Origin of the sequence: Shewanella canadensis, from assembly GCF_003966225.1 — a bacterium.
In the GTDB taxonomy this organism is placed as follows: domain Bacteria; phylum Pseudomonadota; class Gammaproteobacteria; order Enterobacterales; family Shewanellaceae; genus Shewanella; species Shewanella canadensis.
Genome location: NZ_RXNU01000016.1, coordinates 22784 through 40193 on the forward strand (window position 1 = coordinate 22784; position 17410 = coordinate 40193).

Genomic DNA, 17410 nt, shown 5'->3' on the forward strand with positions numbered 1-17410 from the left:
TTTGCGTGCCAATGGATAAGTTGCTGAATTTGTTGGCTTTATGTTTTTTTGTGCAAGGTGTTGTAGTTCCGAATGGGAACGGTTATCCCGAATTGGAACCTGTACATAATCATTAGGTAAATTAACAAGATGCTGATAAACGACATAGATCCGAAAGATTTTCTGGAGTTTGTTCCCGAAGAGGGGATCATTAAGCTCAAAGATCAACGCATGTTACTGTTCGATGCCGTAGCCCTGGGTTTACTGCGTAAGGAATTGATCGATACCTTCGGCCATTTTGCCGCACGTAGCGTATTGACCCGCTTCGGTTATGCTCATGGCTGGCGAACGGCGGAGATACTGCGCTTGGAATATCCGGCCATATTTTCGCAAGATGAGGGAGGCTCCTACCTTCACATGTTGTTCGGATTGACCAGAACATGTCAGTTCCATCATTCGGATAACCTGGCTTCAGGCTTTTCGATGGAGGTGTGCTGGGATAACTCCTATGAGGCGGAGCAACACCAGTTGCTCTTTGGGGTTGCCGAGGAGCCTATCTGCTGGACGCTGACGGGTTTTGCCAGTGGTTATGAATCCTGTAAGCAGGAGCGTGAAGTCTACTTTATCGAAGACAAATGCTGCGGCGCGGGCGACCCGTTTTGTCGTATCGTGGGGAAATTCAGAGAAGATTGGGGAGATGAACTCGAGGCACACCAACCATTTTATAGCATGGAGTCTGCCGATACCCTGCTCAAAGGGTTGACTCAAAAGTTAAAAAGAACCGAGTTGGATCTCAAGCGTCAGCAGGAACGCCTGAGCCTATATAATGCCAATTTGCATAACATCTCCGGCTTAGTGACCCGCAGTAATGAGATGAAACGAATTGTAGAGCTGGCCCGGCGTATTGCTAAGGTGGACTCATCCGTCGTGGTCTCGGGAGAGAGCGGTGTCGGTAAAGAGCGTGTCTCTCGGTTTATTCATGACAATTCATCGCGCGCCTCGGGGCCCTTTGTCGCGGTAAATTGCGGAGCACTGACTGAAACCTTGTTGGAGAGTGAACTGTTCGGCCATAAGAAGGGCGCCTTTACCGGCGCCGACAGAGATCATATTGGCTTATTTGAGCAAGCTAACGAAGGCACCCTGTTTCTCGATGAGATTGGTGATATATCGGCTGCTATGCAGGTTAAGTTGCTTCGGGCACTGCAGGAAAAAGAGATAAGGCGGGTCGGAGATTGTCAAGACCGAAAGGTTAATGTACGTATCATTGCGGCCACTCATCGAAACCTGAGCGAAGAGGTGAAGGCCAATCGTTTCCGGGCCGATCTCTATTACAGGCTCTGTGTGATTGAGCTGACCATTCCCCCTCTGAGGGACAGGGCGGAAGACATTCTGTTTATTGCTAAGGTCATTCTGGAGCAGGTGAATAAGGATATGAACCGTAATGTCATCGGCTTCTCTCCCAAGGCTTCCGAGCTGCTTCTCAGTTATAGCTGGCCCGGCAATGTGCGGGAGTTACAGAATGTGGTTGAGCGAAGTGTTGCACTGTGTATGGGCCAGGAGATCACTGTTGAGGATTTTCCCGAGACCATGATCCAGAACCCGGTGTTGTTATCTCAGCTCTCAACTCCGACCCTGTCACTGGAGGAGATGGAGATGGAGTATATTCTATCGGTGCTTAAGTCGTGTGGCGGAAGTAAAACCCTTGCCATGGAGAAGCTTAAAATAGGGAAGACGACGCTATATCGAAAGCTCAATGATTATAGAAAGCTGTCAGAGGAGCAGGTGACAGCTTGATTCAACTATATGACGCCCGCTTCGCAGGCTGGAGGACGCTGACTGCGTCAGCTATAGGACGCCCGCTACGCAGGCTGGAGGACGCTGACTGCGTCAGCTATAGGACGCCCGCTACGCAGGCTGGAGGACGCTGACTGCGTCAGCTATAGACGCCCGCTACGCAGGCTGGAGGACGCTGACTGCGTCAGCTATAAGATGCCCGCTTCGCAGGCTAAAGGACGCTGACTGCGTCAGCTATAAGATGCCCGCTTCGCAGGTTAGAGGACGCTGACTATGTCAGCTATAGGACGCCTTCGGCTAATAAAAACTGCCTGGCAGTCTTTGCTCTTTCGAATAGCCAACTCGTTGGCGTCATCTTAGCTTTTCCAGCGCGTAGCGCGTCCCTTAGCCAGTTTACAGGCATCGCTCTGCGCGTAGCGCGTCTTGTGACTAATTGCCCTCCAGAGAGGCGATAAACTTGTTCGACTCAGCGATAGACTTGTTCATCTCCTTGATCAGACCCGAGATATCGGTCTGCAGGCTGGTGAACTCGCCTTTTATGGCGCCTATGGCCTGGGCATTTAAGTTATGCTTGAGATAGAGCATATTGTCTTTCATGGCCGTCAACACGGGTGGCATCTTACTCTCGGCGCGACGCATGCTTTTTACCAGCTGATTGTATGAGCGCTTAGTCTCGCGAAGCTTAGCCTCGCTGTTACGGCGCAGACTGGCCTTACTTATTTCACCAATCTCACTCTGCCACTCATCGAATAGTGCCTCGGCCACATCTTCGACCTTATCGATGCGATTGGTGACGTCATCGGCGGCATCTTGAGCGGATTCATATTCGTCTTTGGCTTTATTGTAAGCGCCCTCCAGATCACCACCATCGTGGTTTAATAGTGCCTGCATCTCTTCTAACGCTGAGCTGAACTGCTTCTGTGCGTCCTCTTGAGACTCTTTAGCGTCTTCGACTCGGTCGACCATGATGTCACGCTTGTGATAGCCCACTTTTTCCATGGCACCGTAGTAGGCGCTCTGACAACCTGTCAGCAACAGGCTGGTGGCGATAATCGCAATGGAGATATACTTTTTCATCTGTAGGGATCCTTGTCCACGGGGTTCCAAAATGGTGATAGTTAATCGGCTTTAAACTTTGCTGCGTCGATAATGCTCCACAGGTGGACGATACCGCCTATGATTGCGGGTACAATCAGCCACCACATGGCATAACCAACTATAGTTATGATACAGAAAAGCAGTGCGGCCATTATTCTGCCCTGTACTAATTGCCCTAAGCCCGGGAAGAAAAAGCTTGCGATAGCGGCAATAACATTGCCTGCCGATCCTTGTTGTGACATCTATTTATTCCTTACACTTGTAAATCTTAGGTTATAAGCTTTATTGTACGAAGATACGCATTGAACACCAACTTAATCAAGAGATAGCAGTGATAAAGAAGATAGATGGAACACAGCTTCATACATTTGTGCTGAGCACTTGGCACTTCATGATACATCTAAAGCAGCGCCTGGCGGAAGATCAGATAAATATTCGTGCCGGACACTTAGCCTATGTCACTCTGCTTTCTCTGGTGCCTATGGTTGCGGTGACTATGTCAATGTTGTCGGCATTTCCGGTATTTAGCGGAATAAGAGGGCAGATCGAGGGGTTTATCTACAACAACTTCCTCCCCGCCGCCGGGGACACGGTGCAAGTTTATATTAACGAATTCGTCAGCAATGCATCGAAGGGGACGGCCGTGGGTATTGCCGCTCTGATGGTGGTGGCGATCATGTTGATCTCTGCTATCGATAAGGCGTTGAATAATATCTGGCGAACGACTGAGAAACGCTCCATGGTGGTGTCATTTTCGATGTACTGGATGGTGCTGACCTTAGGGCCTGTATTGATGGGGGCGAGCCTGGTTGCCACCTCTTATGTCGTGTCGTTAAAGGTATTTAATGGTTCTGACTTGTCCGGTGTTGTTCCCGTGTTGGTCGAACGATTACCTATGTTCTTCTCGGTTGCCACCTTCTTGTTGATCTACATGGTGGTGCCCAATATTAAGGTCAAGTTCTTTCATGCCCTGCTTGGCGCGATTGTCGCCGCCCTGTTATTTGAGTTCGGTAAGAAAGGCTTCGCAATATATCTGACTAAGTTTCCGACCTATGAGGCTATTTATGGTGCTTTGGCGACGATCCCCATTCTGTTTATGTGGGTCTATCTCTCCTGGATTATAGTCTTATTAGGTGCCGAGATCACCGCTGCCATGCCTGAATATCTCGATCAGAGACAGTCGAGTAAAGATGAGGAGTCAGAAAATACCGTGGAGGCCCATGATCCGCAAATTAGCTTTTCAATCTCAACTACCGTTAATGAATCTAAAAAAGAAACCCGTCAGTAATGAGTAGCCATTTACCTGCATTTATTCGCCGTGACTGGTTGGATGTTGGTGACGGGCATGTGCTGCATCTGGCGCAGTATGGCAACCCGGATGGGATCCCGCTGCTCTTTCTGCATGGGGGCCCGGGTGGAGGCTGCGCTGTAGAAGATCTCAGGCTTTTCGATAGAGACACATTTCATATTTTTTTGCTGGATCAAAGAGGGGCCGGACGTTCCAAACCACATGGCGAGCTGAAGCATAACGACTTGCTGCACCTGTTGGGCGATATAGAAAGAGTGCGTTTATGGCTCAATATTCCGGCCTGGTGTGTCGTGGGGGGCTCATTTGGTGCAACATTGGGGTTTATTTATAGTTGTCTATATCCTCAAAGAGTGCTGTCACAGGTACTTTTGGGGCTATTTATACCCAATGAAGAGGGGGCTAACTGGCTGTATGGCAATCAGGGGGCCGCAACCTTATTCCCACAGGACTATTTAGAGTTTACCGCCCTGGTCCCTTTCTCGGCTAAGATTGATACGCTTTTTAAGCGATATCAATCGGGCTTTCTCGATCCGGATGCCGATACCCGCTTCGAATATGTGCGTGGCTGGTTGAAGTGGGAGTTGGCGCTCGCTCTTCCGGGAGCCGAACTGCCGGAGTCGGGGACCCCTTTGGCGAAGAGTCTGGCTGAGATAGAGCTGCATTATGCCAGCCAGCAATACTTCGGGGCCTATGCACTGATGCGTGAAATGGCGTGTGGAATAAAGGCGAGAACGGTGATATTGCAAGGTGAGATGGACTGGGTTTGCCCCTCTGTCATCGTCGAGAAGTTTTTAGAAGAATTTGGCTCCGCTGATATGAAATATACTCTTATCAAAGGCGGGTATCATGCGCTGGCCAATGATAAGATGTTTCTGGAAGTCGTCTATGCCGTACAGGAAATGGCAAATAATATAAGGGAAATAGATAAATGAAAAAACTTATTATCGCTGGACTAGTGACAATGCTCAGTGCCTGCGCGGCCACCGACAAGAGCGATACGACGGCGAGTGCAACCCTTGCACCGGAGCGGGTGACGTTAGGTGGCATGACGAATGAGGACGCCGCTAAGACATTGTTCGATGCGCTGATTAAAAAGAACTACCTCGCCACCATGGCCTCACCAAGCCGTATTGCATTGCAGTTTGATGATAACCAGTTTGTGCTTCAGCCCAGTATTAATCCCAATGGTATCGATCGCATCATGATGAACCGCTTCTACGCCGTTCATCCGAAATTGGTGGGGAGTCAAGATCTGCTCATATTGATTGGCACGTTAAATCATAAGCTTAACTTTGCAAAGTTTACCCTGCGTGAAAACGGCGCCATCATCCAGGTACAAGGCGCTGCGACCTTTGTGAATACCATTGAACTCGAAGAGATACGTCGTTTCATGTTATGGACCGATGAAGGCCTGCGTCAGGTCGGTCATTCATTGCCAAAAGGCTCTGAGCAGTTGATCAAGCCGATACCTGTAATGCAGCAGTCTCAGTCTTTGTAAGCTAAAAACTAATCTAAAAGTTTCCGGGCCTAGGTTCTAGGTTCTGGTTCTTTTAAAATTGGAGATAATTTAACGTGATAGCCCTGATCCAACGTGTGATTCAAGCCAAAGTCGATGTCGATGGAAAAACGATAGGAGCCATAGATAAAGGCTTATTAGTATTGCTTGGGGTCGAGCGTGAAGATGACTCGTTGAAGATGGAGAAGCTTGCGAATAAAGTCATGAGTTATCGTATTTTTTCCGATGACAATGGCAAGATGAACTTGAATGTGAGCCAGGCCGGTGGAGCCCTGCTTGTCGTATCGCAATTTACCCTAGCCGCGGATACCGGGCGTGGTTTAAGACCCAGTTTCTCCGGGGCGGGCACACCGGATCAGGCTAAAGTGCTATATGAAGAGTTTGTGGCATTTTGCAGAGCCAAAGGCATGCCGACTCAAACGGGGGAATTTGCGGCCGACATGCAGGTCAGCTTGGTTAATGATGGTCCGGTAACCTTCAATTTACAGGTGTAGGGCCACATAATTTCTATGACCACACTCGTTAAAACCGGACAGTAATAAAGGCCTCCCTTGCAAAGAGGGGGGGCGCGATTCAATAGTGGTAACTCTCTCTTATTTCTATGTAATTTCGTCCCGATTGAGTGTTAACGTTTAATTGTTAAAATAGTTTATATAGATTTTAAGTTTATTTTAATATTCATGTCAGCTAACAGTCGTTTATATTTATATGATTTTAATTTTGTTGTTATATAAGTATGTTTTTAAGTTGGTGTTTTGGTTTTGCCATCTCAAGGTAAGCTAATTAATCTTATTTTTTAATATTATATTAAGTATATGGGCTCACTCCTATATCGATTCTACTTGATAATAGTTTTATGTGGTTCTCTCCCTTTTTCAATGCGAATATCTTGGCTTTTCTGTTTATGTAAGTGTTTGTTTCCAAGTTGTTTTTGGTTATCTGTAAACGTTAAGTAACGAGGGTTATGCTCTTTTTACTTTCAGTTTAAATTAAGCGTTTGTTAGTTTTAATTAAGATCTATAGAAACTAAATATTAGATATCCGATTATTGGTTATCTTGTTCTGGATCTTAGTTTTAATAAATACCCTGTGTGTTTTGTCACATGAAGGTAGCTGTTCTGTTGAACCTTGTTATTTCAGTGGGTAAGTTATTGGTATGTTATTTTTTAATGTCGGTAACTAGCTTTATGAATATCGTCAGAGTCTGTTTGTTGATACCTCTTTTAATGGCGGGCATGCCATTACACTCCGTGGCTCAAGAGCCTAATGCTCAAGATTCAGATATTAAAACATACAACATATATGGCAAGACTATGGGAAATAATTATCGGGTCACTTGGAACGCCGATAGTACTACACCTCAAGAGGTATTTTCTCTTCGCAAAAAAATAGAGTCAAGACTGGAGGAGATTAACGCATCTATGTCGACGTGGCGAAAGGATTCTGAAATATCCCAATTTAATGAGCATACCACTAATGATGAAGTCCAGATCTCGGCCTCATTAAACCATGTGCTCTCAAAAGCGATCTCCATAGGAAGAGTGACTGACGGAGCTCTCGATATCACGGTCGCTCCTTTGGTAGAACTTTGGGGGTTTGGACCGACAACCAATGCTCGTCAAGTCCCCAACTCTGCTCAGATTAATGAAGTGCTGGAATATACGGGGCTGGACAAAATTAAGCTATCAGGCTCAAAACTGTCAAAAAATGATCCTCGTACACGGCTGGACCTCTCCTCGATAGCTAAAGGATACGGTGTCGATGAGATAGCGGCGCTACTGGAGAGAGAAGATATTCACCATTTTCTGGTTGATATCGGTGGGGAGCTGGTCGCAAGAGGGGAACGCCTGGATGGCAAGCCATGGCAAGTCGGCGTTGATAAGCCTGTTGTCAACGGTCAAGGGCAAGTGGCGATGGTCTCAATCAGTGATAAGGCGGTTGCGACCTCCGGCGATTATCGTAATTTTTTTGAACAGGACAGCACCCGTTTTTCTCATATCTTAGATCCTAAGACTGGTCGCTCGGTGCCGCGACAGGTGGTATCGGCCACAGTGATCGCTGATGACTGTGCCAGCGCCGATGCGCTTGCTACGGCAGCGGTGGTTATGGGAGTGAAGCCTGCATTAGCGATGGCAGAAAAGCAGCGTATCGCCTTGATGTTAATTGAAAACTATTTTGGCGATGTGAAATTTCATCACAGTAAAGAATTCAAGACATTTCTCCAGTAGCTGTACAGAGAGATGGTGAATAACAACAATAAACAATGTAGTAGGGGATGATAATGAAAAAAAAATTATTGATGACGTTAATGTGTTCGTCTTTGGTGGTCATGACTGGCTGTAGTGAAGATACCGTTTATGAAACAAGCCAAGAGGTGTTAGATCAGTTAGCACTGTTAGAAACGGCTAATAGTGAACTTGGTGCACAAAACAGTCAGTTAACCGATGAGAAAGCTAAGTTAGCCCAAGAGAAGGCCACACTGCAATTAGAGGTAGGCGATCTTAAGGATGGCATGTTGGCTCCTTATGATTTCTCAACCCAGTGCGCAAGTATCGATGTGGCTTTCGACTATTTAGATCCAAATGCTAAGGAAACGGCGCAACTCTCTAAGGCCAACGTTGGCCTTGCCGGTGATGATTGTCTCTCTTGCCACACCTATGATGGTAGTGGCAACGCTGGAATTATTCCGCCTCATAATGACTATGGTGATTGCGCGGGTTGTCACGCCCCGCACGCAACGGCGCCGGGTGATTTGACTGGTAATCCAACCGATCCTACCTATGCACAGCCAGTATTTAGACCCGGGGCGATTGATGGCAAAACCGGTGCGTCAGGCTTGTCCTATTACGGCTCAGGTTCCTACTTAAATGCTGAATGGCTAGAGGTCGCTGTAAACACCAAAATCCATAACTACCGCTGGGCAGAGGTGGCTGAGGGAGAGGGCGGTGTGACTACGCTAGCTCAAGCTTGTGTCGTCGAAAAGCGTGAACATATGAAAGATATGTTCCCTAATGATGGTAAGGCCTATGTCGTTGAAACAAGTGGTAACTATCTGGGTAGTAAGCTGGTTGCTACGGTAAACAAGTATGTTGAAAATGGGGTGGCGGTTGAAACACCAAATGTAGCTACATTTGGTTGGGGTATGAAAAATATCAATGGTGAGTATTTTAGCTCAGTATTTATTGGTAAGAACAATACCTGCTACAACGCAATCATGAATGGTGGTGCACGTCTGTCTTACTATCAATATGATGAGACTCAGTTTACTAAAACGGGCTTCGAAGAGGACAGCCGTAATCGTGGGGCACGATTAATTGTGACTACAGATTATACCCGTACCGGTTTATTTGCTGCCGATTGGGCAACCCCGGTTCCCGGTGCCGGCATTGGCGAAGCATTTGCTCCGGCAGATGTCGATTGGAACCAAGTTGGTGCCTGTAATATCACCTTTAAAGTTGAGAAAATTATCCCGCTGGGATAACTCGTTAGCCAGAGCATAGCTCGGGCGGTTAGAGAAAGGGCTTACCGTGGAGTAAGCCCTTTTTGTTGTATGAACACTCTATTCTGGTCCCCGACCTGATTAAGTTTCAGGCTAAAGTGTGAACTCCAACCTCGACATAAAATGGCGGTATATTAGACTTAGCTAAGGGTTTCTTATAGGGCTTTTACTACTTTAATGATTAACGATATAAGTCGATTAGACTACTTCACTTTGAATGTGATGGTGGAGCTATGCGAACATAAAAGTGTTACCGTGGCCGCGGTTAGGCTGCAAGTTTCTCAATCTAAGGTCAGTAGAGCATTAACCTGTCTGCGCGAAGTATTTGGTGACCCTCTGTTTGTCAGGCAACGTTATGGTATGGAGCCGAACCGTCTCGCTGAGACTATCTACCCGCTCGCTAAGTCAGTGGTTTCACGATATCAGGTACTTGCTCGTACCGCGGCAAATAGTCGATTATGCAAACATGAAATTAATATCGCGGCGCAGGAGCATCTGAGTTCAGTACTCATGGATTGCCTGCATAATAGCCGTATTGAAACCGAATCTGATCTCACCTTCAACCTTCACCCCTGGACTAGTGATGTTCAAAACCAGATGAACCAATCCAAGCTGGATTACTGTATCTCTATTAATCCAGCCGAGAGCGAAAATGTGGATCTCCATCAGATTGGCCAGATACGTAGCTTTTATCTGGTAGCTAAAAAAGGTCACCCAATCTTCGATCGCCCTTTAGGCATTGATAATCTGTTTTCTTATCCGGTTGCACTGTTTTATTACTCCATGAACGGCCCTAAGAATCATAGACTGGAAACTATCGCTACCGAGTTGAAGCAACCCTTATCGGTATCGATGAAAACCACCAATCTGTGCCTGTTGCTTGAGCACCTTGAGAAAACAGAATGTGTCGGCTTTCTCGCATCTGTTCTGGTGCTTGAGGCGATAGATGAGCGGGGAACGCTCGACTATATCGATATGACCGACTTTTGGAAAGATAAGGTCAAGCATACCGGTGAGCGACCTAAATACAATATCTACTTACAGAGCAACAAAGGTGCAGATTCAATATTTACCAATACCTTAGTGGAAAACCTGAGAACCCGAATTCTGTCACTGCAGGCATAGTCGAGGCGATGACAGACCATGTAGAATCTTCTAACAGCGAATCGAAAATGATTGACTCTTTGCTTGCAGAGCTAGAACAAACTTGGCATCAAACGATTCCCGTTAGCGCGTTTATGCAGATAATCCCGCTGGATTACCATGCCGGTCAACTCACAGTGTCTGCGCCAATCACTCCTAATATTAACCTTCACCAAACCATGTTTGCCGGCAGCATCTATACTCTGGCAACCTTGACGGGCTGGGGCATGGTGTGGTTGCAGCAGCGTATAGCCGCGGTCGATGGAGACATAGTGTTAGCCGATGGCCATATACGCTATCTTGCACCAATAACGAAGACACCAATATCCAAGTGCATCTGGCCGGAAGCGGAGCTTAGCCGCTTGTCCAAAGGGCGAAGAGTGAAGGTTAAACTTGAAGTTGAGCTATGGTGTGAAGATGAACTTTGCGCAATATTTGAAGGCCTGTATGTGAGTCAGCCACTAGCCGTATAACCGATTAACTCTATTTGATTAATAGGAGTGTACTGCTCCTTTTTAATATCCCCTCTCACACATCATTCATTCGATTTTATAGAATGGATTAATGGATTTTATCCGCTTTTTATCTTGTTAATCGTAAATTACACTGGCTTCATCGAATTGAGAGACGGTTCTCAATCACAAAATGATGTGGAGTCAGTTATGTCAAAAGTACTAATTTTAAAGTCGAGCATTTTAGGCGATTACTCTCAATCCGGTCAGTTGGTTGAGCATCTTAAGCAACATTGGGAACAGCAGGGAGCCGAGATCAGCGTACGCGATCTGGCCGCAGAACCTCTGCCAGTGCTAGACGGTGAAATTGCAGCGGGTTTACGAGGTGGTGATGAGTTATCGGCGCGTCAGGAGCAGGCACTGTTACTGTCTGACTCACTTATTCAAGAGCTTAAAGATCATGACACCATAGTGATTGCAGCGCCTATGTATAACTTCAGTATTCCTACGCAGCTTAAAAATTGGATCGATCTGGTTGCACGTGCGGGTGTGACTTTCACCTACACAGAAACCGGGCCTAAAGGTTTGATAACAGGTAAGCGAGCCGTGTTGATCACGACGCGAGGCGGCGTACATAAAGGTGGCGCCTCAGATCATGTCGTCCCTTACCTCAAGACGGTACTTGGATTTATCGGTATCGAAGAGGTTGAAACTGTTTATAGCGAAGCCTTGAGTATGGGCCCGGAAGCATCTAAACAGGGGATCGAGTCGGCTCAGCAAGCGTTAGAAAAGATAGTGGCTTGATTCGGGTCGCGCTTTGATTGTTTATACCGTTTGGTGTTAGCAGTTAAAGAGGTTTGAACGCAAAGGGCAGAGGCAAAAGCGGAACTATCAACCCCTAACTTTATTTTGACCCTATTGTCGTCCATCTCCCGGACCTGAATCATGATATGACTCGGGTCTGGGTGATTTTTTATATCTGAAGCTGAGACTAAGTAACCTGAGATGGGTTAACGAATTAAGTCGCTTGATAACTGAGAAGGTCTCTCAGTGAGCCTGCATTGATAACATTATGAAAGCCGCTGCATTTTAGCTGATCGCAGGCCTTTTGAGCCCTGATCCCCGCCGCACAGTAGAGTACGAAACTCTGCTTAGGATCTTGATCTATCAGCCAGGTCGATATTTGGCTCAGAGGCACGTTGATGGCTTGCGGCAGATGCCCAGAGCCGAACTCTTCGGGAGTTCTCACATCGATAACCTTGGCGCCTTGTTCGATGAGCTCCCAGCTGCGTTTATCGGGCCCGGCGCCGGCGAGTTTAGATAGCAAAGACTGTAGCATTGATGCACTCCCTCTCAGATGTTTTGGACGATATCGATTAGATTATTCTTGATAAGGTTAATCTAATCGATATCTCTGTGCAACAAGAAATATATCTCTTAAATCCGGCTTACATTTTCTGATATCAATAGTAGGTTTTCAGGTATTTCTTTGCGTATTTTTGTAACTTTTTCTCTGAGCTGTGTGCTGCGATATGCTCCAGTGTCACCTTGTATTCCGGATTTCCTGAGCTTGCCAGCGCCTTTGCCATGTAGGCATAAGTGTTAATCGATAACTTCTCATGCTTGAGCAGGCGTGGCTCCTTGAGTTCACTGTCTAAGATCGATAACAGATGGGGAGCGTACAGTGAATGATTGATCATGCGTTTGGCGGCGTAACGCTTTAACTCTAACTCATCACTTCTTAGCGCATTCGCTATCACATTTACCTCTCGGGTTTCAGAGGCTGCATATTGGCTTTTGTCACTTAGGATTGGGGTCCAGCTCTTATACTGCTTCAGAGTCGGGATAGACTTCTTTGCATATTTCTTCAGCTTACCAGGGTAGTCACCTGCTATGATCTCGTTGAAAGTTTGCTGATACTTCTCGTCTCCGGAGTAGGCTAGCCCTTTAAGTAGCCAGGCGCTGTAATCGATACTGGCGTTGTTGACGGCCTGTGGCAGTGACGCCTTAAATTTAGCGTGCAATGTATCGAATACCTTAGGATCCGATAAACCTGCCAGTACCAGAGAGTCGATGGCTTGCTTCTGCTTATTTATATCATCACCGTTAAAAATGGCCACATATTCGGCTTCGGTAAATGTTTCGGCAAGCGCCTGACCGGCAACGGAGCTTAGGGTTAGCACTAAGGCTAAGGTGATATGTTTTATCATCAATAATATCCTTTTATTGTGTTGAGTTGGTGTCTGACCAGCGTTTAAATATCAAGGAGGTGTTGATGCCACCGAAGGCGAAGTTATTACTCATCACATAGTCTGTATCTATATGTCGAATATCACTCTTAATGTAATCTAACTCACCGCACTCGGGGTCTATTTCGGTTAGGTTCAGGGTGGGGGCAAACCAGCCTGCATTCATCATCTCTATGCTGACCCAGGCTTCCAATGCGCCGCAAGCTCCTAAGGTATGGCCGGTATAACTCTTGAGTGATGAGATCGGCATCGATGCGCCGAAGACGGCGTGAGTTGCCTGAGTCTCTGCAATATCGCCTCTATCGGTCGCCGTACCGTGTGCGTTCACATAACCAATGGCAGCGGGTGAGAGTTGGCTATCATTCAACGCCTGCCTGATGGCGACCTCCATGGTATCGGCATTGGGCTGAGTCACATGAAGGCCATCGGAGTTAGTTCCAAATCCGACTATTTCGGCATATATTTTTGCACCGCGAGCCTGAGCATGTTCAAGCTCCTCCAGCACTAAGGTACAGGCGCCTTCGCCTATGACCAAACCATCACGATCTTTGTCGAATGGGCTGGGACTGAGCTCGGGGGTATCATTCTTGGTGCTGGTGGCAAAAAGGGTATCGAATACCACAGCTTCGGTGGCGCATAGCTCTTCACCGCCACCCGCAAGCATTAACTCTTGCTGGCCATATTTAATCGCTTCATAGGCGTAGCCTATTCCCTGACTACCGGAGGTGCAGGCACTGCTGGTGGTATGCACACGCCCCTTGAGGCCAAAGAAGACGCCGACATTAACCGCGGTGGTATGAGCCATCATACGGATATAACTGGTGGCAGTGACACCCGACATATCGCCATTCTTTAGCATATCACCAAAGGCGATAATGGGATCTGTGCTGCCGGTGGAAGAGCCATAAGCGATGCCCATAGCACCGGAACTCACGACAGGATCATCTAATAACCCTGCATCGATAAGCGCGAGCTCGCTGGCTCGGGTCGCCATTAATGAGACCCGGCCCATTGAACGGACTTTCTTGCGGGAGTAATGAGCCGGCTTCTCGAAGTCTGTTACGGGGGCGGCTAATCGGGTGTTTAGGTCGTCATAACGATCCCATTCATCGAAACGCACGACACAGTTCTTTAGAGCCTTTAAGTTATCGGCGATGGTTGGCCAGTCGTGGCCCAGGCTGGAAATTCCGCCGCAGCCTGTGATGACGACTCGTCTGTTCATGTATTTATATCTCCGTTTAATACCCGTTTCAGCTCCATCAGATCATGCCTCCGTTTACCGAAATCACCTGTCTGGTAATGTAAGCGGCATCCTCAGACATCAGAAATCTAGCCAGGCTGGCAATTTCTGAGGGTTTCCCCATGCGGCGCATAGGGACTAGCTCTTTAATCATATCTTTAGGGATATCAGCGACCATGTCGGTCTCGATTAGCCCTGGGGCGATACAGTTAACGGTAATTTTTCGTTTCGCCAACTCCAGCGACAATGCCTTGGTCGCGCCAATGATCCCCGCTTTTGAGGCGCTATAATTAACCTGACCTCTGTTACCGGCAATGCCGGAGACTGAGGACATGGTGATAATTCTCCCACCGAGGCGGGTCTGTATCATTGGCATAATCGTTGGGTGAATAACGTTATAGAAACCATCTAAGTTGGTATGAACCACGCTGTCCCATTCATCTGAAGTCATGGCCGGAAATGCGGTATCACAATTAATTCCCGCATTAAGTACCACACCATAATAGGCGCCATGCTGTTCAATATCGCTCTCTATGCTGGCCTTTACCCCTTCACGATCGGCAATATCAAACTGCAGGGAGGAAACGTTAACACCCTGTTCGAGTAGCGCTTGTTTCGTTAGCTCTGCCGCTTCGTGGTTGCTGTGAAAGTGCAGGGCAATATCGTATCCGGCCTCAGCCAGTTGCAACGCTATCGCCTTGCCTATTCCTCTGCTGGAGCCTGTTACTAATATCCGTTTGTTTATCACTCGTTATCCTTGACTCTCTGAAATATAGGCGAGGGCATCTTGAGGCTGAAATACATTCACATTCGCCTCGGCGACTAAGGTGTCTCCATGAAATATCTGACAATCAAAAACGGCCAACCCGGACTCTTCTTGATACAGGCGGGACACTCTGGTCTGATAACTCTCACCCAATTTATAATGTGGTAGGTGCATCTTTAACTTTCGACTCCCCAGGAGAAAGCCTACCCGGATAGACTCGCCACGAGACTTAGCCTCAACCCCGGCCAGTGCGGCAATACTCTGCGCCATATATTCGATTCCGACGTAATTGGGGACGGCCTCAATCCCGGCGTCGAAGTAGGGGCTCTGCTTGGTAATATTGGTCTGAGTTAACAGGGTATCCGGTTCATGTTCCACCAGAGTATCGATTAAGATCATCGGGTCTCTATGGGGCACCACCTCGGCAACGGGCAATTGAGATAGTGGTTCGGGTAAAAGGTATTCTTGGGTCATGATAATGCTTCTTTGCGGCAAAATATCAGGCTGGCATTGCTGCCGCCAAAGGCAAACGAGTTACTCATTATATAGCTAAGGTCGGCAGTTTGTCCTTTGTTGACCAAAGGTAAGCTGGGATCGTTAGCGTCTTGTTTGCCATCCCAAAGCTGTGGAGGCAGAGCCTGTGCGGCATTGAGTGAGGTGAGTAACAGGTAACAAAATGCCGCCTCGATGGCGCCAGCCGCACCTAAGGTGTGTCCGGTCAGAGGTTTGGTTGAGCTACACGGGGGGATTTGGTTCCCAAAAACCTGCTGCAGGGCACGACTCTCCATGGCATCATTTTTTGGGGTGGCGGTACCATGAAGGTTGATATAGCTGATCTTATCGGCACTGATCCCGGCATCATCGATTGCCGCACGTATCGCCGATATGGCGCCGCGCCCTTCCGGATGGGGCGCCGAAATATGATGGGCATCACTGGACTCGCCGATGCCTGCTAACATGATCTCCGCCTCGCCTCTTTCGAGCGTAAACAGTGCAGCTCCTTCACCGATATTGATCCCATCTCTACTGGCACTAAAGGGCTGACACTGGCCCTTTGAAACGGATTCTAACGAGTTAAAACCGTTGAGCGTTAATCTACAAAGGCTGTCACTACCACCGACGATGACCAGGTCGCACAGATCTGCCTGCAATAAGCGTCTGGCACTGGCAAATACCTTAGCACTCGAAGAGCAGGCCGTAGAAACGGTATAACAAGGCCCGCTGGTCTTAAAGTATTGGCGTAAAAAGTCACTGCCATTCCCCAGCTCCTGCTGAGAGTACTGATAATCTGAGGGAAACTGGCCCTGCTCGGCTAGGTGTTTTAATGCTTCCTCGCCCTGAGCAATACCCGAAGTGCTGGTGCCTAATATGATTCCGATACGCCCGGGACCGTACTGCTCGCGAGCCTGTTTCACCCTGTTCGCTACCTGCTGTGCGGCGCAGAGTAACAGCTGATTATTGCGGGTACTGAATTGCGCCAGAGAGTCTGGGAGTTCTGGTAGTGGCAGGTTAACCTCGCCCACTAAGGTGTTGCTCTGCGGGATCAGATCGTCACGAAGTTTCATCGCACCGATATCGCCTGTAACGAGTCGGGCTAATACCTGTTCCTGACTCTGGCCTAACGGAGTGCATAGTCCAAGGTGTGAGATGGCTATTTTAGTCATAATATTTTCATCTAACTAATGTTGTATAACTTGAGTGATAATGCCTGTGTCGGGCAACAGAACGAACTTAAACCGGGGTTATTTTAAGTTCAAATTTGGCTTGAGGGATCGTGAGTTCGACCTCTGCCTGCCATGGATCTCTCTTATCAAAACGAATCATCAACAAGCTCTCTTGCTGATTTTCTTTAGTGTCATTCCCCGTAGCATATATTTTTCGGCATCGCGGCGCATCACACTCGGGAGATGTGAGTCTTGCTCCTTGTAAATGGGCATTTACATCCTCGAGTGGCCAGTATATCAGTTGGATGAGTGCAAGCAGGTATTCGGCTTTAAATTCATCACCTAACAGCATACTTTGTTGGCTATTCAGATTCTCGCCATCGAAGACCAAAGTAAACAGGGCTTGCCCTAACGGAGCCAAACCGACCAGCGTCAGCTGCTCTCTATCCAGTTCTAACTGACTCAAGAGTTCATGACGGGAATTGTTTACGTTAATGGCTACCTGTTGGGTCACCGAACGTACCTGACTGTCCGATGGGATAGGCGCAAGACAGTAACTGACACCTTTGGCCAGGGCAACGCAGGTCTGTCGTTGCAAGGTCTGGCTGCAGGCGCTAACAAGCAGCGCCAGACAGATAAGTATGCAGAACCGTTTGCCACGCTTCACGCTGTCAGTCATGGTGTTGTGAATTTGGGCCATA

19 protein-coding genes are annotated in these 17410 nt (G+C 47.7%); 10 read left to right on the forward strand and 9 right to left on the reverse strand.

Translation table 11 applies throughout. The features are described 5' to 3' along the window. The first annotated feature begins 129 nt into the window (after positions 1-129). Entirely contained in the window at positions 130-1773 is a 1644-nt protein-coding gene (locus EKG38_RS20975; RefSeq protein ID WP_126522822.1) for a sigma-54-dependent Fis family transcriptional regulator, read from the forward strand. Between the two features lie 429 nt (positions 1774-2202). On the opposite strand, the gene EKG38_RS20980 is transcribed toward EKG38_RS20975, so the two are convergent. After that, positions 2203-2850, reverse strand: a complete 648-nt coding sequence (locus EKG38_RS20980) for a DUF2959 domain-containing protein (protein ID WP_126522825.1) — start codon at positions 2848-2850, stop codon at positions 2203-2205. Between the two features lie 41 nt (positions 2851-2891). After that, positions 2892-3113 carry a hypothetical protein gene (locus EKG38_RS20985; protein ID WP_126507316.1) on the reverse strand — a complete coding sequence of 74 codons (222 nt, stop codon included), beginning with the start codon at positions 3111-3113 and terminating at the stop codon, positions 2892-2894. Positions 3114-3202: 89 nt separating this feature from the next. On the opposite strand from EKG38_RS20985, the gene EKG38_RS20990 reads away from it, so the two are divergent. From EKG38_RS20990 to EKG38_RS21030, 9 genes are all read left to right on the forward strand, one after another. Further along, positions 3203-4159, forward strand: a complete 957-nt coding sequence (locus EKG38_RS20990; protein WP_126522827.1) for a virulence factor BrkB family protein — start codon at positions 3203-3205, stop codon at positions 4157-4159. Beyond that, a complete protein-coding gene (locus tag EKG38_RS20995; protein ID WP_126522830.1) occupies positions 4159-5112 on the forward strand; it encodes an alpha/beta fold hydrolase in 954 nt (317 codons plus the stop codon). The genes EKG38_RS20990 and EKG38_RS20995 overlap by 1 nt, the downstream gene beginning before the upstream one ends. After that, positions 5109-5678, forward strand: a complete 570-nt coding sequence (locus EKG38_RS21000; protein ID WP_126522833.1) for a hypothetical protein — start codon at positions 5109-5111, stop codon at positions 5676-5678. The genes EKG38_RS20995 and EKG38_RS21000 overlap by 4 nt, the downstream gene beginning before the upstream one ends. A 74-nt stretch (positions 5679-5752) precedes the next feature. Then, complete coding sequence (gene dtd, locus EKG38_RS21005) at positions 5753-6190, forward strand: D-aminoacyl-tRNA deacylase (RefSeq protein ID WP_126522836.1); 438 nt, start codon at positions 5753-5755, stop codon at positions 6188-6190. A 693-nt stretch (positions 6191-6883) separates the two neighbouring features. After that, positions 6884-7924: an FAD:protein FMN transferase gene (locus EKG38_RS21010; protein WP_185826928.1), complete on the forward strand. Its 1041-nt coding sequence runs from the start codon at positions 6884-6886 to the stop codon at positions 7922-7924. 53 nt (positions 7925-7977) lie between these two features. Beyond that, positions 7978-9177, forward strand: a complete 1200-nt coding sequence (locus EKG38_RS21015) for a cell division protein ZapB (RefSeq protein WP_126522841.1) — start codon at positions 7978-7980, stop codon at positions 9175-9177. Positions 9178-9372: 195 nt separating this feature from the next. Further along, positions 9373-10320 (forward strand): LysR family transcriptional regulator, encoded by a 948-nt coding sequence (locus EKG38_RS21020; protein WP_126522844.1) that lies wholly within the window; start codon positions 9373-9375, stop codon positions 10318-10320. A 47-nt stretch (positions 10321-10367) separates the two neighbouring features. Continuing rightward, positions 10368-10811, forward strand: a complete 444-nt coding sequence (locus EKG38_RS21025; protein WP_246033240.1) for a thioesterase domain-containing protein — start codon at positions 10368-10370, stop codon at positions 10809-10811. Between the two features lie 189 nt (positions 10812-11000). Then, a complete protein-coding gene (locus EKG38_RS21030; RefSeq protein WP_126522850.1) occupies positions 11001-11594 on the forward strand; it encodes an FMN-dependent NADH-azoreductase in 594 nt (197 codons plus the stop codon). A gap of 214 nt (positions 11595-11808) precedes the next feature. Here the strand turns inward: EKG38_RS21030 and EKG38_RS21035 are convergent, their stop codons facing one another. From EKG38_RS21035 to EKG38_RS21065, 7 genes are all read right to left on the reverse strand, one after another. Beyond that, entirely contained in the window at positions 11809-12129 is a 321-nt protein-coding gene (locus EKG38_RS21035) for a rhodanese-like domain-containing protein (RefSeq protein WP_126522853.1), read from the reverse strand. 124 nt (positions 12130-12253) lie between these two features. Then, positions 12254-13000: a hypothetical protein gene (locus EKG38_RS21040; protein WP_126522856.1), complete on the reverse strand. Its 747-nt coding sequence runs from the start codon at positions 12998-13000 to the stop codon at positions 12254-12256. 13 nt (positions 13001-13013) lie between these two features. Next, positions 13014-14261, reverse strand: coding sequence for a beta-ketoacyl-ACP synthase (locus EKG38_RS21045; protein WP_126522859.1), 1248 nt, complete (start codon positions 14259-14261; stop codon positions 13014-13016). Positions 14262-14298: 37 nt separating this feature from the next. Next, positions 14299-15024 carry a 3-ketoacyl-ACP reductase FabG2 gene (locus EKG38_RS21050; RefSeq protein WP_126522976.1) on the reverse strand — a complete coding sequence of 242 codons (726 nt, stop codon included), beginning with the start codon at positions 15022-15024 and terminating at the stop codon, positions 14299-14301. A gap of 6 nt (positions 15025-15030) precedes the next feature. Continuing rightward, positions 15031-15519: a hotdog family protein gene (locus EKG38_RS21055; protein WP_126522861.1), complete on the reverse strand. Its 489-nt coding sequence runs from the start codon at positions 15517-15519 to the stop codon at positions 15031-15033. Beyond that, positions 15516-16709: a beta-ketoacyl-[acyl-carrier-protein] synthase family protein gene (locus EKG38_RS21060; protein WP_126522864.1), complete on the reverse strand. Its 1194-nt coding sequence runs from the start codon at positions 16707-16709 to the stop codon at positions 15516-15518. Before EKG38_RS21060 ends, EKG38_RS21055 begins: the two co-directional genes overlap by 4 nt. A 67-nt stretch (positions 16710-16776) precedes the next feature. Next, the gene (locus EKG38_RS21065; RefSeq protein ID WP_126522867.1) at positions 16777-17409 is read right to left on the reverse strand and encodes a DUF3261 domain-containing protein; all 633 of its coding nucleotides are present in this window, start codon (positions 17407-17409) and stop codon (positions 16777-16779) included. Between the last annotated feature and the right edge of the window lies 1 nt (position 17410).